Source organism: Nocardiopsis sp. M1B1 (assembly GCF_052466615.1).
In genome coordinates this window covers 85,873-106,819 of record NZ_CP196194.1, presented here as the reverse complement: position 1 = coordinate 106,819, position 20,947 = coordinate 85,873, and the positions used below count along the sequence as shown (strand labels likewise).

Annotated in this window: 17 protein-coding genes and 1 tRNA gene; 10 read left to right on the top strand and 8 right to left on the bottom strand. The window is 72.1% G+C overall.

The window, feature by feature from the left end; translation table 11 throughout:
* Positions 1 to 14: 14 nt before the first annotated feature.
* The 6 genes from ACSTA4_RS00425 to ACSTA4_RS00400 form a co-directional block, all read right to left on the bottom strand.
* Positions 15 to 1,313: a DUF4446 family protein gene (locus ACSTA4_RS00425; protein ID WP_444962035.1), complete on the bottom strand. Its 1,299-nt coding sequence runs from the start codon at positions 1,311 to 1,313 to the stop codon at positions 15 to 17.
* A gap of 36 nt (positions 1,314 to 1,349) precedes the next feature.
* A complete protein-coding gene (locus tag ACSTA4_RS00420) occupies positions 1,350 to 2,198 on the bottom strand; it encodes a glycosyltransferase (protein ID WP_444962034.1) in 849 nt (282 codons plus the stop codon).
* A gap of 11 nt (positions 2,199 to 2,209) precedes the next feature.
* Positions 2,210 to 2,566 (bottom strand): STAS domain-containing protein, encoded by a 357-nt coding sequence (locus ACSTA4_RS00415; RefSeq protein ID WP_013156254.1) that lies wholly within the window; start codon positions 2,564 to 2,566, stop codon positions 2,210 to 2,212.
* A gap of 108 nt (positions 2,567 to 2,674) precedes the next feature.
* Entirely contained in the window at positions 2,675 to 3,289 is a 615-nt protein-coding gene (locus tag ACSTA4_RS00410; RefSeq protein WP_444962033.1) for an ATP-binding protein, read from the bottom strand.
* 124 nt (positions 3,290 to 3,413) lie between these two features.
* On the bottom strand, positions 3,414 to 5,399 hold the full coding sequence (locus tag ACSTA4_RS00405) for a PAS domain S-box protein (RefSeq protein WP_444962032.1): 1,986 nt from the start codon (positions 5,397 to 5,399) through the stop codon (positions 3,414 to 3,416).
* Between the two features lie 74 nt (positions 5,400 to 5,473).
* Positions 5,474 to 5,806: a rhodanese-like domain-containing protein gene (locus ACSTA4_RS00400; RefSeq protein WP_274975643.1), complete on the bottom strand. Its 333-nt coding sequence runs from the start codon at positions 5,804 to 5,806 to the stop codon at positions 5,474 to 5,476.
* A 78-nt stretch (positions 5,807 to 5,884) separates the two neighbouring features.
* On the opposite strand from ACSTA4_RS00400, the gene ACSTA4_RS00395 reads away from it, so the two are divergent.
* On the top strand, positions 5,885 to 6,412 hold the full coding sequence (locus tag ACSTA4_RS00395; protein ID WP_444962031.1) for an SSI family serine proteinase inhibitor: 528 nt from the start codon (positions 5,885 to 5,887) through the stop codon (positions 6,410 to 6,412).
* 321 nt (positions 6,413 to 6,733) lie between these two features.
* Here the strand turns inward: ACSTA4_RS00395 and ACSTA4_RS00390 are convergent, their stop codons facing one another.
* Positions 6,734 to 7,357, bottom strand: coding sequence for a TenA family protein (locus ACSTA4_RS00390; RefSeq protein WP_130395953.1), 624 nt, complete (start codon positions 7,355 to 7,357; stop codon positions 6,734 to 6,736).
* A gap of 341 nt (positions 7,358 to 7,698) precedes the next feature.
* Here ACSTA4_RS00390 and ACSTA4_RS00385 point away from each other — a divergent pair, with 341 nt between their 5' ends.
* A complete protein-coding gene (locus ACSTA4_RS00385) occupies positions 7,699 to 10,119 on the top strand; it encodes a beta-xylosidase/alpha-l-arabinosidase (protein ID WP_444962030.1) in 2,421 nt (806 codons plus the stop codon).
* 567 nt (positions 10,120 to 10,686) lie between these two features.
* Here the strand turns inward: ACSTA4_RS00385 and ACSTA4_RS00380 are convergent.
* A tRNA-Leu gene (locus tag ACSTA4_RS00380) sits at positions 10,687 to 10,769 on the bottom strand.
* Between the two features lie 230 nt (positions 10,770 to 10,999).
* On the opposite strand from ACSTA4_RS00380, the gene ACSTA4_RS00375 reads away from it, so the two are divergent.
* From ACSTA4_RS00375 to ACSTA4_RS00340, 8 genes are all read left to right on the top strand, one after another.
* A complete protein-coding gene (locus tag ACSTA4_RS00375; RefSeq protein ID WP_444962029.1) occupies positions 11,000 to 11,767 on the top strand; it encodes an FhaA domain-containing protein in 768 nt (255 codons plus the stop codon).
* Positions 11,768 to 12,024: 257 nt separating this feature from the next.
* On the top strand, positions 12,025 to 12,540 hold the full coding sequence (locus ACSTA4_RS00370; RefSeq protein WP_200904095.1) for an FHA domain-containing protein FhaB/FipA: 516 nt from the start codon (positions 12,025 to 12,027) through the stop codon (positions 12,538 to 12,540).
* Entirely contained in the window at positions 12,537 to 13,886 is a 1,350-nt protein-coding gene (locus tag ACSTA4_RS00365; RefSeq protein WP_444962028.1) for a Stp1/IreP family PP2C-type Ser/Thr phosphatase, read from the top strand. The genes ACSTA4_RS00370 and ACSTA4_RS00365 overlap by 4 nt, the downstream gene beginning before the upstream one ends.
* Before the next feature lie 6 nt (positions 13,887 to 13,892).
* Positions 13,893 to 15,302, top strand: coding sequence for an FtsW/RodA/SpoVE family cell cycle protein (locus tag ACSTA4_RS00360; protein WP_444962027.1), 1,410 nt, complete (start codon positions 13,893 to 13,895; stop codon positions 15,300 to 15,302).
* Complete coding sequence (locus tag ACSTA4_RS00355) at positions 15,299 to 16,753, top strand: peptidoglycan D,D-transpeptidase FtsI family protein (protein ID WP_444962026.1); 1,455 nt, start codon at positions 15,299 to 15,301, stop codon at positions 16,751 to 16,753. The genes ACSTA4_RS00360 and ACSTA4_RS00355 overlap by 4 nt, the downstream gene beginning before the upstream one ends.
* Positions 16,753 to 18,258, top strand: coding sequence for a protein kinase domain-containing protein (locus ACSTA4_RS00350; RefSeq protein ID WP_444962025.1), 1,506 nt, complete (start codon positions 16,753 to 16,755; stop codon positions 18,256 to 18,258). Before ACSTA4_RS00355 ends, ACSTA4_RS00350 begins: the two co-directional genes overlap by 1 nt.
* A gap of 78 nt (positions 18,259 to 18,336) precedes the next feature.
* Positions 18,337 to 20,178 carry a Stk1 family PASTA domain-containing Ser/Thr kinase gene (gene pknB / locus ACSTA4_RS00345; RefSeq protein ID WP_444962024.1) on the top strand — a complete coding sequence of 614 codons (1,842 nt, stop codon included), beginning with the start codon at positions 18,337 to 18,339 and terminating at the stop codon, positions 20,176 to 20,178.
* 246 nt (positions 20,179 to 20,424) lie between these two features.
* On the top strand, positions 20,425 to 20,679 hold the full coding sequence (locus tag ACSTA4_RS00340) for a cell division protein CrgA (protein WP_013156232.1): 255 nt from the start codon (positions 20,425 to 20,427) through the stop codon (positions 20,677 to 20,679).
* Positions 20,680 to 20,947 lie beyond the last annotated feature (268 nt).

Genomic DNA, 20,947 nt, shown 5'->3' with positions numbered 1-20,947 from the left:
CCGTGTCGGAGCGGTCACCTGCGCGCCTCCGACGCGGGGGCGTCCGCCTCCCGGGCGCCCTCCCCGCCGGCCTCCTCGTCGGCCGGGGCCTCCGGGCCCGGCTGGGCGGCCGTCGCGTTCCCGGTGTCCGGGGTCCCCGTGCTCCCCGCAGCGGTGGCGGAGGGCCCCGGCCGTACCGTGACGTTGGCGGAGGCGATCGGCCTCGCCGCTCCGACGCCCGAACGCACGGCCGCGACGGGGGGCCGACGGTCGGCGCCGACGCGCCCGATGGTCCTGCGGATCACGGAGACGAGGCCGCGGGGCTCCTGCTCCTCCCGGTCGCCGCCCGGGACTGCCGGGTTGGACGAAGCTGACGGAGTGGTTGAGGCGGGCCGGACGGCCGGGTCGGCCGGGGCCACGGAGGCGTCCTCTCGGCCGTCGTCCGCGACCTCAGAGGCGACTGGAATTTCCGGGTCCGCAGTAGCTCCGGTGGCCGGAGCGCCGTGCTGATCACCCGTGGCGTTCGAGAAGACCGGAGCGGCGTCCGGTGCCTCTCGGCTGTCATCCGCGACGGGTTCGGTGGCGCGGGACGTCCGTGCTGACGGGCCCGCCGGAGCCGGTTCCACGTTCTCTCGGGTCGCACCCGTGGTGTTCGGGACGGCTGAGGCTGTCGGAGCGGTTGAGGCGGTCCGGACAGCCGGGGCGGTCGGACCGGGTCCAACGCCCGTGCCGTTCGGGACGGCTGAGGCTGCCGGGACGGCCTCGTCCCACTCCCGGACCGGACCCGCGTCAACGGCCTCCGCGTCCTCACGCGCGCCCCGCTCCCCGTCCCGGGACGACGGGGACCCGGGCTCCTCCCGGGCGGCGGACGGGGGCGTCGGCCGGACCCCGGCGGAGGACACCCCCTGCGACGACGGACTTCCCGCGGTCGCGGCTGCGCCGACGCCCTCCCCCAGGCGGGCCGACCGCACGACCCGGTACTCCTCCGGGCTGAGCAGGGTGTCGCACTCCCCGCCCACCACCGCCTTGGCGTAGGTGCGCGACTCGGTGCGCCCGTTGATGGAGGTGACGACGACGCCGTCGCCCTCGCTGTTGAGCAGCGCCAGGGAGAAGGAGCGGGCGCCCGACATCTCCTCCAGGGCGTCGTAGTGGAGCACCGCCACGTCGCGCACGGCGAAGGGGTCCACGCCCGAGGCGCTGACCGCGGCCGCCCGCTGGGCGAGTGCCCGGGACTCGCTGCCGGCCACACGGGCACTGGACAGCGCGTGCCAGCCGAGGGCGAGCGCGCCCAGTCCCGAGAGCATTCCCGTCAAAGCCAGGATCGTAGTGAACACGGAGCGAGCGTATAGCTACACAGTGCACCCATGTGGCTACTTCGGGCGGTTTCTCCAAGTCATGTGCCCGATTTTGCGGGACAGTTGCCGTCCCGCCGTGCGTGTGCGCTCACGGGTGCGGTCCCACCCGCGCCGCACGGTGGGCCGCAGTTCGCGCACCGCCAGGGCCCGGGCCACGTCCGCGAACTGGTGGGCCCGGTGCAGCTGTGCGCGCAGGTCGGTGCCGGTGGCCCGGTGCTCCAGCGGCACCTCCACCTCCAGCACCCGGTAACCCGCCCTCAGCACGTCGATGGTCAGACCGGTCTCCACACCGAAGCCGGGGGCCAGCGGTCTGGCCGCCTCGAAGGCCGCGCGCGTGAGGCAGCGCTGGCCGTTGAGGGGCTGCTCGGGCTCCCACCCGGTGGCTTTGCGGACGCCGCCGCGCGCGAGGCGCACCACGAACCCGTGGCCGCCCAGGCGCATGCGGGTCGCGGGGAAGAGGGCGATGGTCATGTCGGCCTTGCCGTCGCGGACCGGTTCGACGAGCGGCGCCGCCTCCGCGGCGGTCGCCTCCAGGTCGGCGTCCAGGAACAGCAGGTGTCGGGGGGAGCGCGGGGCCCCGTCCCCCGCCTCGTGCTCCTCGATGAGCCGGACGCCCTCCGCGCCCGTCTCCATCGCGGCCCCCTTGCCGCGGTTGCGGCTGTGCCTGATCACCCGGGCCCCGGCGTCGAGCGCGAGCTCGGCCGTGCGGTCGGCGGAGCCGTCGTCGACCACGACGACCAGGTCCACCCCGGGCAGTGCGCGGGCGGCCTCGACGGTGCTGCCCACGCGCGCCGCCTCATCCTTGGCGGCGATGACCACGGCGATCGCGGTCCCCTCGGGACCGGCGCCCTCCCCACGAAGCACGCGCGTCCCGTCTACTGGGCGGTGCCGGTTCCCGCGGCCACCGGCAACGCGTCGAGGTCGGGGTGGATGACGAACACCGCGTCGAGCCCGGTCACCTCCAGGACCTTGGTCACCGCGGGCCTCGGAGCCACGAGTTCCAGGTCGCCGTCCTTGTCGCGGGAGCGCTTCATGGCGGAGAGCAGCACGCTGATGCCGGTCGAGTCGCAGAACTCCACCCGCGACATGTCGACGACCAGCCGTCGCGCCCCGTCCTCCAGGGCTCCGATGAGCTCGTCACGCAACTGGGGTGCCGTGTACAGGTCGATCTCACCGCCAACGGTTACCACCGCGACGTCTTGCTGAGACCGGCTTGATATCTTCAACTCCACAGTCGTGACTGTAGCGGCCCCACCAGCGCCGGGCCACCTCGTTGGCGGTGTTTCGCGACATCGGTGACGTTCCTCCGCGCTGGCGGCGCCGCCGCGCGGCGGCCTCCCTCAGAGCAGGGCGCTGCGGGCCCTGGTGTCCTCGGCGGCGCCCAGCCGCAGCTCGACGACGTCGGCGGCGTCCGGGTACGGGTTCGCCCCGAAGCCCTCCGGCAGCCCCCGGGACGTGTCCTCCTCCTCGGCGGCGGAGCCCTCGGCGGGGATCTCCAGGACCGCCCACACCGTGGTGGTGGTCGCGTCCATCTCGGTGCCCCAGCGGCCGGACAGGGACTGGACGATGCCCAGGCCCCGGCCGCCCAGGCCGGAGACCGAGGGCCGCGCCACCCGGGGCATGGTGCTGGAGCCGCCGTCGCGTACGGCGATCTCCACCCAGCCGCACGCCCCCGACCCGCGGTCCACCTCGGCCCGCCAGGACACACCGACGCTGTCCTCGGGGTTCTCGGGGGTGGGCAGGGGGCGGGCGTGGCGGAGGGCGTTGCTGACGAGTTCGCTGAGGACGAGGGCCGCGTCGTCCACGCACTCCTCGCTGACGCACATGGCGCGGAGGTCGCGGCAGAGCCGCTGCCTGGCACCGGCCACGGTGGCGGGGGTGTGGGGGAGCGTGACGCTCCGCTCGACCTTGTGCGGGCTGTCCCCCGCGTCGAGTGGGGTGTGGTCTCCTGACACGTCGAAATCCCTGCGCGTTGGTGCTTTCTCGGGCCGTCCGGAACCCGCCCGATGTGTGCCAGCGAATTCCACCAGGGGTGGAAATGCCCCGTTCACCTCGGGAGGAAACCCACCGAGAAGTGAATCACGGCGTACGGCTCGCACGTCGGCGCGGGGATCGCTGACGGGACAGGGGTTCGGGGGTTGGTGAGGTTTTTGTTGTTTCCTGGGACTCAGGTTGCCTGTGGAGCGGTTCGCCGCGCGCAGAGGGCCCCGTGCCCCCGCCGGAGTGCAGCGGCACGGTGAACCGCATGCGCGTCCCGCGCTCCAGGCGCTGGGCGGTCACGTCGCCGCCCTGGTCCCTGGCCAGCTGGCGCACGATGTAGAGGCCGAGACCGAGCCCTCCGAAGCGGGACTCCTCGCCGCGCACCCCGGACTGCACGAAGCGGTCGAAGATCCGCTCCTCGTCGCCCGGGCGCAGCCCCACGCCCTCGTCGTCGACCACGACCGCGACGGCGTCGCCCTCCTCCCACGCGCTCACGCGCACGGCCCCGCCCCGGGGCGAGAACTTGAGGGCGTTGTCCAGCAGCTGGTCCATGATCATGCTCGTGGCCAGCGGGTCTCCCGCCGTGGGTGGGAGGTCGGGCAGGTCGTCCAGGGTGACGTCGTGCCGGTCGGACAGGGGCCGGAAGGCGCTGACCGCCTGCCGCAGCACCTCGGGCAGGTCGAACCGGTCGCGGCCGACCCGCATCTCGCCGCGCGCCACGTCCGAGCCCAGCTGGAGCCGGTCCACCAGCGCGGCCAGGGCGGAGGAGCGCTCCGCGATGGTGCCGACGGCCTGGTACTGCGAGTCCGGGCTGAGCCGGGACCACTTGCGCAGGAGAGTGGTGGCGTAGCCGTGGATGACGGTGATGGGTGTGCGCAGCTCGTGTCCGCTCGTGGCCAGGAACTCCTCGCGCTCGTCCTCCATGGCCTTCTGCGCGGTGATGTCGCGAAAGTCCACCACCCACTCGTGGGTGCGCGGGATCTGCGCCATCAGGATCTCCAGCCAGCGGCCGTCGCGGAGCTTGTGCTTGACGGGCTGGCCGTGGCAGGCGGGCAGCGGGAAGGGCGGGTGGCGCCCCTCCATCACCTCGGCCGGGTAGCCGGTGAGCTCCACCGCCGACCGGTTCCACTTGCGCACCCGGCCGCCGAAGTCGAGCACGGCGATCCCGTCGGCGCTGGAGTCGGCCACGGCCTGCTCGTGGACGCGCTGGCGGTTGAGCTCCTCGTAGGCCAGCGCGTTGCCGATCGCCACCCCGGCGTGCGCGGCGAGCAGTTCGAGCAGCTCCAGCTCCACGTGCCCGACCTTGCGCTGGCTGTAGAGCGCGTAGAGGGCGCCGTAGGGACGGCCGTGCACGTTGGACACGCCCAGCGCGATGGTGTGCAGCCCGGGCAGGTCGGCCCAGACCAGGTCCTGGAGGCCGCGGGTGTCCTCGTTGGCCAGCAGCACGGACTTGCCGCTGCGCAGCAGCTCGCCGAACAGGCTGTCGTCCAGCGCCGAGCTGAACCCCTGGAGGTCCTCCGACAGCTCCGAGATGCTGACCAGCTCCACGCGGTCCTCGTTGAGCAGGACGAAGCCGCCCGCGTCCGCCCCGGTGAGCTCGGTGATGCCGCGGGAGATGCGGTCGAGCACGGTCTTGAGGCTGAGGTCGGCGTTGATGTCGACGACCACGTCGGTGAGCCGCCGCACGAGACGGGCCCGCTCCATCGCCGAGGAGCGGGCCTGCACGTCGCTGTCGGAGGGGTAGAGGTTGAGCACCCACCCGGCCACGCCGCCGTCGGCGCCGGGCACCCGGTTGGTGTTGATCCGCACGTCGACGACCGCGCCGTCCCTGCGCACCCGGCGGGTGTGGATGGACAGCGGGGTTCCGGCGCGCACGTGTTCGAGCACCGCGCCGTGCTCGGCCCTCAGCTCGGCGGGGACGATCGGCAGCTCGCCCCCGAGCACCTCCTCCGCACGCCAGCCGAACAACCGCTCGGCGGCCGGGTTCCAGAGGGTGACTCGGAGTTCGCTGTCGACGCAGACCACCGCGTCCGCTGAGGCGGCCAGCACGGCTTCGGCGCTGAGGGGCGCGCGCTCGGAACTCACGACGTCATAGTGCCACCCGGAAGCGGCCCGGGGGCAGGGCTTTGCGCAATCGGAGCCAAATCGGCCCCGGCGCGCTAGATCACCCGGGGCTCCGCGCCGCCCTCCGCGGCCATGTCGCGTCCGGCGTGCTGCCAGGCCTGCATGCCGCCGGAGACGTTGACCGCGTCCCACCCGGCCTGGTTCATCGCCGCGACGGCCTGCGCCGAGCGGCCGCCCACGCGGCAGACGACGTAGACCCGCTGGTCGCGCGGGATCTCGCCCGCGCGCTCGTTGAGCCGGCCGAGCGGGATGTGCGTCGCGTCGGGCGCGTGGCCCGCGTTCCACTCGTCGTCCTCGCGGACGTCGAGGAGGTAGGCGCCCTCGGGCACCTCGGTGGCGTTGGCCTCCGGAACACCGCTGCCGAACATGTGACCCCCTGTATCCGTGTACTCCGAAAAATGTGAGAAGCGGGGGAACCCGTCGGAAACCCCCCGCGTCCGAACTGTATGGCTCAGCACACCTTCGCGACGGCCCTGCCGGTCCGCCTCGCCGCCCTCGCAGCCCTTGGCCTGCTCCTCACGGCCTGCGGCAACGAACCCGCCGAGGTGAACGCACCCGAGTCCGCATCCGACGACACCAGTTCCTCCGCCTCCGACGCGGCCTCCCCGTCCCCGGGGGAGACCGGCGGCGGGGAGGCCGAGACCAGCCTCACCATCGAACGCACTCTCAGCGGGGACGAGGGCCTGGAGCCCGCGGAGGGCTACGAGGAGGGGGTGTGGACCCTCACCTGCTCCCCCGCGGGCGGCGACCACCCCGACCCCGAGGCGGCCTGCGCCGAGATCGAGGAGGTCGGCACCGGCCCCTTCAGCAGCGGCGACACCTCCGACATGATGTGCACGATGCAGGTGGGCGGCCCCGAGGTCGTCCACGTGACCGGGCACGTCGGCGGGACCGAGGTCGACACCGAGTTCAACAAGCGCAACGGCTGCGAGATCGAGCGCTTCGAGACCCTGTCCACGGTACTCAACCCCTGACGGGGCGGCACCCGACGGCAGAGCGGGGAGCCGGGCCGCGCCGCCCGGCTCCCCGTCGCGCGTGTGCCGTTCGTCCACAGGCAGCGGAAGGGGATCGCTTCCGAGGAGCCGACCGGGAGACCATGGACACGGGGGCGTGTGAGGCGCCCGTCGGCGGAACTTGGCCCCCCGCATCAAGGCTAGGCGCCCGCCGACAGGCGGCACCAGAACGTTCTCCGTGCTGTGGACGACCGCGGGCTTCCCGTCGCGCGTGCGCGCGGACCGGTGGGAGTCGACGGCCCGACCGCCCCGGAGCCGAACCCTGGCGCGCGTGCGCGCGGTTCAGGCGGTGCGCGCGGTGTGGGGCGTGTCCCAGAAGGCGACCTCGTGGCGCATGCCCTCCAGGAAGAGGCGCTCGGCGCGCGCGGGCTCCGGGGCGGCCTCCTCCAGCATCCGTCCGTAGTGCTCGGTGAGGGTGGTGAACTCCGGGTCGGCGTAGGTGTCGACCCACCGGCGGTAGCGCGGCTCCTCCGGGCGGCTCTCGGCGAGCGCGAGCCCGAGCTGGTTGTAGCCCCACATGCACGGGTACACCGCGGCGAGCCCGTCGCGGTAGTCGGCGGCGGCGTCGAGCAGCCAGGCGGTGTAGGCCGCGCACGCCGGGCCCTTGTCCCGGGTGGTCAGGTCGGCGCCGAACTCCCCGGACAGGGAGCGGTGCAGCTCCAGTTCCTCGTTGAGGGTGCTGTGCGCGATGCCCACCAGGTCGGCGAGGTGCCCGTCGGGGGCCTGCCAGGCCAGCCGGGAGAAGGCCCGCGCGTAGTCGAGCAGGTAGAGGTGGTCCTGCTCCAGCCAGTACCGGAAGGCGCGCTCGTCCAGGTCGCCCCGGGCGATCCCGGCGACGGTCGGGTGCGCCAGCTGCTCGGCGACCAGCGGCCGCCCGATCTCATGGAGTCGTTCGAGAATTCCCACGCCCGAAGTGTCCCATCCGCCCCTTCCGAGATTCCGGGCGGCCCGGACGGCTGGCCTCGGCCGCTTTTCCGAAAGTTTCGAGCCTCTTCGGGTTTCCCTGGACGCGGTTGACGAAACCCCTTCCCCGCTGCCCACAGGCCCCCTTTTCGGCACCGCAGGTCACCACTTTCCTGTGACGTATATCTCTCACGGGGGTTGACCTGCCTACCGCGACTACGTACATTCTCCGTCAGTAAGTTTCGATACTAAATTCGAAAGTTTCGGAGTTCCATGGCGCGCGGGCCACCATCCGGACACACCACTCCCCCGCATCCCCACTGAGCACAGAAAGGCCCACCCACATGACCGGACCCTCGGAACACGTCGCGGACCGGGAGGCCGCCGACGACGGTTGGCGGAACCCCTCCCTCCCCGGCGCGACGCGCGTCGAGCGACTGCTGGGATCGATGACCCTGGAGGAGAAGGTCGCCCAGCTTCACGGTGTGTGGGTGAGCGCGGACGCCTCCGGCGAGGCCGTCGCACCGCACCAGCACGACCTCACCCAGGAGCCCCCCGCCTGGGAGAAGGTCATCGAGCACGGCCTCGGCCAGCTCACCCGGCCCTTCGGCACCACCCCGGTCGACCCCGCCGCCGGCCGGGCGTCGCTGGCCCGCAGCCAGCGGGAGATCATGGCCGCCAACCGCTTCGGCATCCCGGCCCTGGCCCACGAGGAGTGCCTGGCCGGGTTCGCCGCCTGGACCGCGACGATCTACCCGGTCCCCCTGGCCTGGGGCGCCAGCTTCGACCCCGACCTGGTCGAGCGGATGGCCGCGCAGATCGGCGCGAGCATGCGCCGGGTCGGCGTCCACCAGGGCCTGGCCCCCGTGCTGGACGTGTCCCGCGACCCCCGCTGGGGCCGCACCGAGGAGACCATCGGCGAGGACCCCCACCTCGTGGCGACCGTGGGCACCGCCTACGTGCGCGGCCTCCAGTCCGCCGGGATCGTGGCCACCCTCAAGCACTTCACGGGCTACTCGGCCTCCCGCGGCGGCCGCAACCTCGCGCCGGTCTCGATCGGCCCGCGCGAGTTCGCCGACGTCCTGCTGCCCCCCTTCGAGATGGCCGTGCGCGACGGAGGCGCCGGGTCGGTCATGTCCGCCTACAACGACAACGACGGGGTGCCCGCCGCCGCGGACACGCGCCTGCTCACCGGCCTGCTGCGCGACCAGTGGGGCTTCGAGGGCACCGTGGTGGCCGACTACTTCGGCGTCGCCTTCCTCCAGACCCTGCACCGCGTCGCCGACTCCGCCGAGCGGGCCGGCGCCCTGGCCCTGACCGCGGGCGTGGACGTCGAACTGCCCACCGTGCACTGCTACGGCGACCGGCTCACCGCCCTGGTCCGCTCGGGCGAGGTGCCCGAGGAACTGGTCGACCGGGCCGCCCGGCGCGTGCTGACGCAGAAGTGCCAGCTGGGCCTGCTCGACGCCGACTGGTCCCCGGAGCCCGGGGACCCCGCCGTCCCCGTGGACCTGGACCCCGCCGAACACCGCGCGCTGGCCCGCGAGCTCGCCGAGCGCTCGGTGGTCCTGCTCTCCAACACCGACGACGCGCTCCCCCTGGCCGACACCGGGGACCTGGCCCTGGTCGGCCCGCTCGCCGACACCGCCGACGCCGTGCTCGGCTGCTACTCCTTCCCCGCCCACGTGGGCAGGCGCCACCCCGGCACCGCCGTCGGGGTGGAGATCCCCACCCTGCTGGAGTCCCTGGGCGCCGAACTGCCCGGCGTCCGCGTCGAGCACCGCGCCGGGTGCTCGGTGGACGGCGACTCCACCGACGGCTTCGCCGAGGCCGTGTCGGCGGCCGGGCGCGCCCGGGTGTGCGTGGCCGTGGTGGGCGACCGCTCCGACCTGTTCGGCCGGGGCACCTCAGGCGAGGGTTGCGACGCCGAGGACCTGCGCCTTCCCGGGGTCCAGCAGGAGCTCCTGGAGGCCCTGGCCGACACCGGCACCCCCGTGGTCGCGGTGGTGGTGTCCGGACGGCCCTACGCCTTGGGCCCGGTCGCCGACCGGCTGGCCGCCGTCGTCCAGGCCTTCCTGCCCGGCGAGGAGGGCATGCCCGCCGTGGCCGGGGTGCTCTCGGGCCGGGTCAACCCCAGCGGGCGCCTGCCGGTGTCCGTGCCGCGCGCGCCCGGCGGCCAGCCCACCACCTACCTGGGCCCCGACCTGGCCCACCGCAGCGAGGTCAGCTCGGTGGACCCCACCCCGCGCCACCCCTTCGGCCACGGCCTGTCCTACACCCGGTTCGTCTGGGAGGACCCGCGCGTGGACGCGGGCGCCGTCCGACCGGAAGAGGTCCCCCGGGTGGGCACCGACGGCGAGGTCACCGTCGGCTGCACCGTCCGCAACGTCGGCGGCGCCGCCGGGACCGAGGTCGTCCAGCTCTACCTGCACGACCCCGTCGCCCAGGTGGCCAGGCCCCGCAGACAGCTGGTCGGCTACGCGCGGGTGCACCTGGAGCCCGGGGAGGCACGGGCGGTGGACTTCTCCGTCCACGCCGACCTGGCCTCCTACACCGGCCCGGACGGGCGGCGCCTCGTCGAACCCGGCCGCCTGGAGCTGCTGCTGTCCGCGTCCAGCGAGGACGTCCGGCACACCGTGCCGGTCCTGCTCGACGGGCCCACGCGCGTCGTGGACCACACCCGGCGCCTGGCCTGCGGTGTCCAGCTCGACCCCGTCGACCGGCCCGGCGGGTCCGACCGGGAGGAGGTCGCCGCACGCGGCTGAGCGCCGCTCCTTCGACCGGATCGAGGCCTCACCGGAACGGGTCTCGATCCGCGAACGGCTGGAGTGGGTGACCGAGGGGAGAGGGAGGACCGGGGCTGAGGACACGGGCACCGGGACCGGGCCGGGCGGGGACGCCGCCCGGTTCCGGCCCGTGGTGCGCTCCCGGTCCGACCGCGGGGCCGGGGAGGAGACCAGGAGGAACGGGAAACCGGTGGAGGGGTCGAACGACCTTCGCCGGGTAACCTGACGCCACCGGGGTACGAAGAAGTCGTGCCCCAGGACTGACCGCGAGCAGCGACCCGCGCCAGTCGGGGGTACGGGGGTCGCCCCCCGAAAAGCAAACCGCGGGCTGCCGCGAGCCGACCGGAGGCCGGTGAGCAGCAACCCGCGCCAGTCGGGGGTACGGGGGTCGCCCCCCGAAAAAGAAACCGCGGGCTGCCGCGAGCTGACCGGAGGCCGGTGAGCAGCGACCCGCGCCAGTCGGGGGTACGGGGGTCGCCCCCCGAAAAACAAACCGCGGGCTGCCGCGAGCTGACCGAAGGTCAGCGAGCAGCAACCCGCGCAACGTGGGCGAGGAGGGATTTGAACCCTCACATCCTTTCGGACACACGGACCTGAACCGTGCGCGTCTACCGTTCCGCCACCCGCCCGAGTGACATGCCATTCAGTTGTGTTGCCAAGTGAACCGGGCTTTTCGTCCGTTTCCCCCTGGCGACATGCATAAGGCTAGCACGGTCTGAAGGTGGGTCGCACACGCTTTTCGGACCACCGGTCCGCGGCCCTCAGGCGGCCGTCCCGGGGGTGCGCCTGAAACCAGGGGCACCTTTACCCGGTTACGATCGTCTACACATACGAAGTGGAGTACAAAGGGAGGTACCTCGTGGGAGTGCTCCAACGCTTCGAGCGCAGGCTTGAGGGCATGATCGAAGGCACCTTCGCGATGGCCTTCAAGTCCGAGCTCCAACCGGTCGAGGTGGCGAGCGCCGTCCAGCGTGAGATGGACGAGCGGGCGGCCATCGTCGCCCAGGGCCGCACCCTGGTTCCGAACGACTTCATCGTCGAGCTGGCCAGCAGCGACAAGGAGCGCCTCGAAGTCTACGCCGACAGCCTGGGGCAGGAGCTGTCCAAGCTGGCACGCGACTACGCGACGGAGCAGGGCTACTCCTTCGTCGGTCCGGTCCGCGTGCACTTCAGGTCCGACGAAGGCCTCAAGACCGGCCGCTTCCGCATCCGCTCCGGCGTCGTGCGCGGCACCATGGTCGGCAAGGACGGCGAGGTCCGCCAGCCCGTCGGCGACCCCGGTCCGAGCGGGGGCCAGCAGCAGGCCGGGCGTCCGCGCCTGCTGATCTCCCCCGGCGGCGCCGCCGCCGAGGGCGCCATCGCCAGCCACGGGATGCAGCAGTCCTTCGAGCTGACCACCCCGGTCACCCTCCTGGGCCGCGGCACCGACTGCGACCTGCGCCTGGTCGACAACGGCGTCTCCCGTCACCACGTGGAGATCCGGCTGGACGGCGACGAGGCCATCCTCGTGGACAAGGGGTCCACGAACGGGACCTTCGTCAACGGACAGCAGGTCAGGCAGGCCCGCCTGGTGGACGGCAGCAGGATCAGCCTCGGCCGCACCACCATGACGTTCCGCCGCGACTGACGACCGGCGGCGGAACCGGAAAACCAACGCGGTTCCGCCGGCGTCTGACAAGGGGCGGGCCGGGCTCAGGCCCGCTGTCGGATATCCGGCCGGGAAGGTAGTCTCCGCGAAGACCTGACCGATCGGGCACAATGGCCGCGGCCGCAGGCCGCGTCCAGCGACCTCGAGACTCACCGACCCGAAGGTGGGCAGACACGGTGGCGGCGCAGATGACCGCCATCCCGGCCGAAGCACGACAGGGGCTGAAGAGCAGTTCGATGTCCAACTTGACCCTCATACTGATCAAGATCGTGTATCTCGCGGGGCTTTGGCTGTTCGTCCTCACCGCGATCGGTGTGATCCGCACGGATCTCTTCGGCTCCAAGAAGAAGCCCCGGAGGAAACCGCGCCCGGCGGCGCCGCGCCGGGACCAGGACCCCTCCGCGTCGTACTCGTCGGCGCAGCCCGCCCGGCCGCCACGGCAGCCCCGCGCGCGCCGGAACGAGCCCACGGCCCTGGTCGTCACCCAGGGGTCGCTCAAGGGCACCAGCGTCGACCTCGCCTCGCAGCCCATCCTCATCGGACGCGCCCCGGACTCCACTCTCGTCATCACCGACGACTACGCGTCCGGCCGCCACGCGCGCGTCTACTCCGACAACGGCCGCTGGTTCGTGGAGGACCTGAACTCGACGAACGGCACCTACCTCGGCCAGCAGAAGCTGAACCGCCCCCAGCCCATCACGGTGGGACAGCCCATCCGTATCGGCAAAACCGTCCTGGAACTGCGCAAATGACAATCGCTCTCCGATACGCGGCGTACTCCGACGTAGGATGCCTCCGCGAAGGCAACGAAGACTCCGGCTACGCCGGCCAGAACCTCCTCGCGGTCGCCGACGGCATGGGCGGTTACGCGGGCGGCGAGGTGGCCAGCTCCATCGCGATCTCCTCGATCCGCCGCCTCGACTCCGAGCCGCCCCGGTCCGACGAGATGGCCGAGGTCCTCCAGCGCGCCGTCGAGCAGGCCAACGCCTCCCTGTCGCGCAGGATCATGGAGGAGCCCCAGCTGGAGAACATGGGCACCACCCTGACCGCCATGCTCTGGGCCGGTCCGCGGGTGGCGCTCATCCACATCGGCGACTCCCGCGCCTACCTCATGCGCGGCCCCCGCTTCGAGCAGATCACCCACGACCACACCCTGGTGCAGACCCTGGTGGACGAGGGCAAGATCACCGAGGAGGAGGTCGCCACCCACCCGCAGCGATCCCTCATCCTGCGCGCCCTGGACGGCAAGAGCCCGGTCGACCCCGACATCTCCATCAGCGAGGCCAAGGCGGGCGACCGCTACCTGCTCTGCTCCGACGGGCTCTCCGGCGTGGTCAGCAAGAAGACCATCCACGAGACCCTCGCCACCGAGGCCGACCCGCGCGGCGCGGCCAAGAAGCTCATCGAGCTGGCCATCCGCGGAGGCGGCCCGGACAACATCACCGCGGTCGTCGCCGACGTCATCGAGGCCGAAACCGACAGCGAGGGGCCCACCCGCACCTCCCAGGTGGTCGGTGCCGCCGACCAGCGCCGCGAGAACGTCGACCAGGGCAACGACACACCCGCCAGACGGGCGCAGGAACTGCGCGGGGGATCCGGCGACACCGCCGAGATGGACCCCGTCCGCGACGAGCCCGGCCCGGACGCCTACGCCGCGGGCGGCGCCTACCAGGAGCCCTACAACGGCGAATACGACGACTACGAGGCCCCGCCGGCCGACCGGCGGGGCCGTCCCGAACCCGAGTACCGCCGCAGGCGCTGGTGGCCGATGGTGCTGGTGTTCGTGGTCGTGGTTGCCGTCGTCGCGGGAGCCACGTACTACTTCGGCAGCCGCTACGTGAACAGCCAGTACTACGTGGGCCCCTCCCCCTCGGGGGACACCGTCAGCATCTACCAGGGCATCAACACCGACATCGCGGGCTTCAGCCTGTCGGAGGAGGTGGAGGAGACCCGGATCACCCTGGACTCGCTCTCGGAGGCCGACCGCGGCTCGGTGGAGAACACCCTGCCCGCCGAGAGCCTGGACGACGCCCGGGCGAGCGTGGACGTGCTGAGCGAGGGCACGTCCGGGGCCCGGACCGAGGAAGGGTCCGGGTGAGCCCGCGTGAGTAAGGCTTCCGAACCCGAGGCGCCCACCGCGCTGCCGCCCGTCAAGAGGCGCAACGCCGAACTGGTCCTCATCCTCTTCGCCATCGTCATCACCATGGCGGGCATCGCGATCGCGGGCGTCAACCTCAACGGCCAGGTCCCCGGCGCGATGTGGACGGTGGGCCTGACCTTCGCGGCCCTGTCCGCCGCCGCGCACGTGGCGATGCGCTTCGTGGCGCCCTACGCCGACCCGCTGATCCTGCCCTGCACGCTGTTCCTCAACGGGATCGGCGTGGCGATGATCTGGCGGATCCAGGCCGGCGAGGCCGAGGACATCGAGCGCGCCGGGGCCGGTTCGCAGGTGATGTGGACCGCGGTCGGCCTGGTCCTGTGCTTCCTCATCATCATCTTCCTCAAGGACCCCAGGGTCCTCCAGCGCTACACCTACATCAGCGGCCTGGTCGCGATCATCCTGCTCGCGCTGCCGATCGTTCCCGGCCTGGGCCAGGAGGTGTACGGCGCCCGGCTGTGGATCGGCATCGGACCGTTCACCATGCAGCCGTCGGAGTTCGCCAAGATCGCCCTGGTGATCTTCCTGGCGTCCTATCTGATGAGCAAACGCCAGGTCCTGCAGATCGTCGGCAAGCCGATCAAGATCGGCCGCTTCACGCTCATCGAACTCCCCCGGGCGCGCGACCTGGCGCCGATCCTGGTCGGCTGGGTGCTGGCCATCGGCATGCTGGTGCTCCTGCGCGACCTGGGCACCTCGCTGCTGCTGTTCGGCACGTTCCTGGCGATGCTGTACGTGGCCACCCAGCGCTCCTCGTGGGTGACCATCGGCCTGGTCCTGTTCGTCGGCGGCGCGTTCGTGGCCTACCTGCTCTTCTGGCACGTCCAGGCCCGCGTCAACATCTGGTTCAACGCCTTCGACCAGGAGGTCTACGACGCCGTCGGCGGCAGCGCGCAACTGGTGCAGGGGTTGGTGGCCATGGCCTACGGCGGCCTCTTCGGCACCGGCCTCGGCGCGGGGGCCCTGTACGACACCTTCGCCGCCGACAGCGACCTCATCCTCGCCACGGTCGGCGAGGAGCTGGGCCTGACCGGCCTGCTCGCCATCCTCATGGTGCTCGGCCTGCTGGTGGAGCGCGGCATGCGCATGGCGCTCGCGACCACCGGCGCGTTCAACAAGCTGCTGGCCAGCGGTGTCGCCTTCCTCCTGGCCTACCAGGTCTTCATCGTCCTGGGCGGCCTGACCCGGGTGATCCCGCTGACCGGCTCGACCACGCCCTTCATGGCGGCGGGCGGATCCGCGCTGATGGCGAACTGGGTCATGATAGGGATCCTGCTCCGCATCAGTGACAACGCCAGGCGCCCGGCACCGCAGGCCATCCAGGACGAGGGCGCGACACAGGTGATCCAACGATGAACACACCGATCCGCAGACTCAGCATCTTCGCCTTCCTGCTGATCCTGATCCTGATGGCCAACGTCACCTGGCTCCAGGGCTTCCAGGCGCAGGCGATCAAGGACGACCCGCTCAACCGGCGCCAGTTCACCGAACGGCTCAGCGAGGCCCGCGGCCCCATCCTGGTCGCGGACGACAACGTGGCCTACTCGGAGAACGTCGCCGACGAGGGCCAGTCCCCCGAGTACCAGCGCATGTACCAGGGCGGCGGAGTGTACACGCCGATCGTCGGGTCCTTCCGCACCTACGGCGCCTCGGGCATCGAACTCACCGAGAACTCGCTCCTCGACGGCACAGACGACCGGCTCGCGGTGCGCAACTTCCGCGACATCATCACCGGCCGCGAGCCCGAGGGCGCCCAGGTCCAGCTCACCCTGGACCCGGAGGTGCAGCAGGCGGGGTACGAGGCCTTCCAGGGCCTAGGCGACAAGAACGGCGCGGCCGTGGCGCTCGACCCCAGCACGGGGGCGATCCTGGGCGCGGTGTCCTACCCGTCCTACGACGCCAACGAGGTCGTCAGCATCAGCGACACCGAGGCGGCCGTGGCCAACTACACGGAGCTGGAGGCCGACCCGCGCAAGCCGCTGCTCAACCGGGCCCTCCACGAGTTCTACCCGCCGGGTTCGACGTTCAAGGTGGTGACCGCCGCGGCGGCCATGGAGCACATGGGCGCCACCCCGGAGACCACCCAGGAGGCGCCCGACGTGCTGGAGCTGGGCGGCACGCTGCCCAACGCCACCCCGGGCGGGACCTGCAACGGCGGTCAGCCCGACACCCTGGCGCACTCGATCCAGATCTCCTGCAACACCTCGATGGCCAACTGGGCGATCGAGATGGGCGGCGAGGCCCTGTCGGAGCAGGCCACCGCGTTCGGGTTCAACCGCGAGGAGGAGCTGACGGTCCCGCTGTCGGTGATCCCGAGCAGCGCACCGGTGGAGACCGACCGCAACATCCTGGGCCGCGCCGGCATCGGCCAGTCCAACGTGCAGGCGACCCCGCTCCAGATGGCGATGGTCGCCGCGGGCGTGGCCAACTCCGGTGAGGTCATGAAGCCCTACGCGGTGGACACCGTGCGCGACTCGGACCTGTCCGTGGTCACCCAGACCAGCCCGGAGAGCTACTCGCAGGCGGTCAGCGCCAGCACGGCCGAGGACCTCACCGAGATGATGACCCTGGTCACCGGCCCGGGCGGCTCGGGTACCAACGCGGCCATCTCCGGTATGGAGGTCGCGGGCAAGACCGGTACGGCCGAGACCGGCGAAGGAAACCCCACCCACAACTGGTTCATCGGCTTCGCCCCGGCTGACGACCCGCAGGTCGCGGTCGCGGTCGTGGTCGAGTTCGGCGGCGGCAGCGGCAACGAGCTGGCCGCGCCGATCGCCAGGCAGATGATGGAGGCAGTGGTTCAGTAGTGAGCGCCTACGAACCGTCTTCCCAGAACGGTCCCGGTGACCTCACCGGGACCGTTCTGAGCGACCGCTACCGCCTGGAGGAGCAGGTGGGCTCCGGTGGCATGGGCACGGTCTGGAAGGCCACCGACACCCTGCTCAACCGGCCCGTGGCGGTCAAGCTGCTGCACCCCTCCCAGATGGCCGAGCCGACGGCCAGGGAGCGGTTCCGCACCGAGGGCCGGATCACCGCCGGCCTATCCCACCCCGGGATCGCCCAGGTCTACGACTACGGCGAGGAGAACGGCCGCGCCTTCCTGATCATGGAACTCGTGGTCGGCGAACCGCTCTCGCAGGTCCTGCGAGAGCAGGGCCACCTCAGCGCGGACCAGACCCTGGACTTCGTGTACCAGGCGGCCAAGGCCCTGGCCGCCGCGCACGCGCGCGGCGTGGTGCACCGCGACATCAAGCCGGGCAACCTGCTGGTCACCCCGGACGGCCAGCTCAAGCTCACCGACTTCGGCATCGCCCGCGGCGACATGTCGGTCACCCTCACCCAGACCGGCATGGTCATGGGCACCGCCCAGTACATCTCCCCCGAGCAGGCCTCGGGCAGGCCCGCGACCTCCTCCTCGGACCTGTACGCCCTCGGCGTGGTGGCCTACGAGTGCCTGGCCGGAACACCGCCCTTCACCGGCGACACCCCGGTGGCGCTCGCTCTGGCGCACACCCGCGAGGAGCCGCCGGAGCTACCCGAGGACGTGCCCGACGACGTCGACCACCTGGTGTCCTCCCTTCTGCTGAAGGAGCCCGAGGACAGGCCCGCGTCGGCCAGCGAGGTCGCGCACACGGCCGCGGTGATCCGCTCCAACGCCGGGACCGGTCCGCCCACGCCCTCCACCGGGTTCCAGGGCATGGCGCAGACCGCCGTGGTGGGAGCGGTGACCGGGCCCGGCTCGGGCGCGATGACGTACCGGACCGGGGGCCAGCCGACCGCCGTCGCCGGTCAGGAGGACGCGTCGGCTAGGCTGGCCGGGGCACCGGAGCGCCGCCGCGTCAGCGTGCCCGTGATCCTCGCGGCCGCGGCCGCGGCGATCATCATCGCGGCCGCGGTGGTGGCCGGATTCCTGTCCAACGGGAGGTCCGAGGTGGGCAACATGCGCGACACCGTCGACCCTCCCGCGGCGACCCCTTCCTCCTCCCCGGAGGAGACCGAGGAGCCGGTGGAGTCCGCCCCGGCGGACGTCCCCGCGGCTCCGGAGGGCGACACCGGCTGGAACACACAGCCGCAGGACCCGGTGGAGAGCCCGCCCCCCTCCCCGGAGGATGACGACGAGGAGAGCGACGCTCCCGAGGACGGCGAGGACGACGACTCCGAGGGCGGCCAGAGCCCTCCGCCCGACAACGGCACCCCGGGACCGCCAGGGGGCGAGGAGACTCCCCCGGCCAACGGCGGCGGTGACGGTGGCGGCAACGAGGGCGGCAGCGGCGGCGGAAACGGCGGCGGAGAAGAAGTAGGCACCACCTAGAGACCGTGAGCGAGAGACGTTCAGGGTAGGCGGCGGCCCGCGGGCGGCCTCCGGAAGACACGAGGATCACTACACGACATGTCCCAGCCCCGGCTCCTCGGCGGACGCTACGAGCTCGACACCATCGTCGGGCGCGGCGGCATGGCCGAGGTCTACCGCGCACGCGACCTGCGTCTCGACCGGCTCGTCGCCATCAAGACCCTCCGACACGACATGGCCCGGGACCACATCTTCCAGGCCAGGTTCAGACGGGAGGCGCAGTCCGCCGCCTCCCTGAACCACCCGGCCATCATCGCGGTGTACGACACCGGCGAGGACATGATCGACGGGGTGTCCATCCCCTACATCGTCATGGAGTACGTGGACGGGCGGACCCTGAAGGAGCTGCTGGACGACGACCGACGCCTCCTGCCGGAGCGCTCGGCGGAGCTGGTCGACGGCATCCTCAAGGCGCTGGAGTACAGCCACGACAACGGGATCGTCCACCGCGACATCAAGCCCGCGAACGTGATGCTGACCCGCAACGCCGACGTCAAGGTGATGGACTTCGGCATCGCCCGGTCCATGGACGACAACCAGGCGACGATGACGCAGGCCTCGCAGGTCATCGGCACCGCCCAGTACCTGTCCCCGGAGCAGGCGCGCGGTGAGCGGGTGGACCCGCGCAGCGACATCTACTCCACCGGCTGCGTGCTCTACGAGCTGCTCACGGGCCGTCCGCCGTTCACGGGCGACTCGCCCGTCTCGATCGCCTACCAGCACGTGCGGGAGGAGCCGGTCCCGCCGAGCGATATCGACCCCCAGATTCCCCACTGGCTGGAGGACGTCACCCTCCGGGCGATGACCAAGAACCGCGAGGAGCGGTACCAGAACGCGGCCGAGATGCGCGCCGACATCCAGCGCGGCCTGGCGGGGATGCCCACCCAGGCGGGCACCATGGCCATGGCCGCCGCCGGCGCCACGACGGCGATGCCGCCCGCGCCCGCCGAGCGGTACGACGACTACGACGATTACGACGACGACTACGACGACCGCTACGACGACCGCGGGAAGGACGGCCGCGGCAAGGCCGCGCTGTGGGTCCTGCTGGGCGTCGGCGTGATCGCCTCCCTGATCCTGGTGTTCGTGCTGATGAACCTGGAGGGAGGGGATCCCGAGACGGAGACCGCCGCGGTACCGGACGTGGCGGGGTCCACCGTCGCGGAGGCCCAGTCCTCCCTCAGCGAGGCGGGCTTCGAGAGCGTCACCCAGGAGCAGCAGGCGAGCCAGGACGTCGAGGAGGGCCAGGTCATCGAGACCGACCCGCCCGCCGGCGACGAGGTCCCGGTGGACGAGGAGATCGTCCTGTACGTCTCCAGCGGCCCGGACGCCCTGGAGATCCCGTCCGTGCAGGGCCAGTCCGAGTCCGACGCGACCGGCGCCCTGAACGACGCGGGCTTCGAGAACGTCACCTCCGAACAGAGGGCGGACGACAGCGTGCCCGAGGGCCAGGCGATCGGCACCGACCCGGCCGCCGGGGAGTCGGTCGCACCGGACACCGACATCACGCTGCTGGTCTCCTCGGGCCCCAACCAGGTGCAGGTGCCCGACCTGGTCGGCATGACCCGCGAGGGCGCGGAGTCGGCGCTGGCGCAGAGGGACCTGAGCGCCTCCTTCTCCGAGGAGCCGAGCGGGGAGGGCCCTGTCGGCACGGTCATCCGGCAGGAGCCGGGGGCGGGGCAGAACGTGGCTCCCGGGAGCACGGTGAACGTCGTGCTCGCCACCGAACCGAACACGCAGGAGCCGCCGCCCGGCGGCGACGACGGCGGCGAGTCCCCTCCGGGTGAGGGCGGGGAGACCCCTCCCGGCGGTGAGGACGGGGGCCAGACCCCGCCCGGCGGCGACGACGGCTTCGAGTTCCCGTCCATGCGCAGGGACTGAGCGGACCGGACGTGACGGCGGGCCGTTCCGTGCGACAGCACGGGGCGGCCCGCCGTCGTATGCGGGGCCCGTCCGGGGAGGAGGGGCAGCCGCCGTGGGCGGGTTCCCCCGGGCTGTGCGGGAGCGACCCGGCGCCTCCGGAAGCCGACGCGGAACCGGTACCCTCCCGCCGGTGACGGGGGCTCCCCCCGGGGCGTAGACTGTGTTCTCGTTCAGGAACCCGCCCCACGTACTGGAGCAGCGACCGTGCCCAAGTCCCGCAGCGATCGCAAGAAGAAGGCCGTCTACACGCCGCCTCCTTCGAAGGAGAAGCCCAAGGTCAGTCCGCGCTGGCTGGCACCGGCGATGCTCGGCTTCTTCACGCTGGGCATCCTGTGGATCGCCGTCTACTACATCGCGGGCAGCCAGATCCCCTACATGCAGGACTGGCAGAACTGGAACCTGCTGATCGGCTTCAGCGGCATCATCGTGGCCGTCATCCTGTCCACGCGCTGGCACTGACCCCCGGCCGGGCGGTCGGATCGCCCGGCGACGACGGCGGACCCTCCCTCCGGGTGCTCTCCACTGGCATGTCCGCACCCGGGTGAACAGCAGCGACACGAGTTTTCCACAGAGTTATCCACAGGCTGTGGGTAGCTCTCTTCGTCATGCCCGCACACCGGGGGCCGGAGGCCGCGCGGGGGTGTCCGCGGACGTCGGGACCGGCAGGAGTCGTCGCGCGGCCCCTCGCCCGGGACGGTGCGGGGTGTCCGCGGACGTCGGGGCCCGG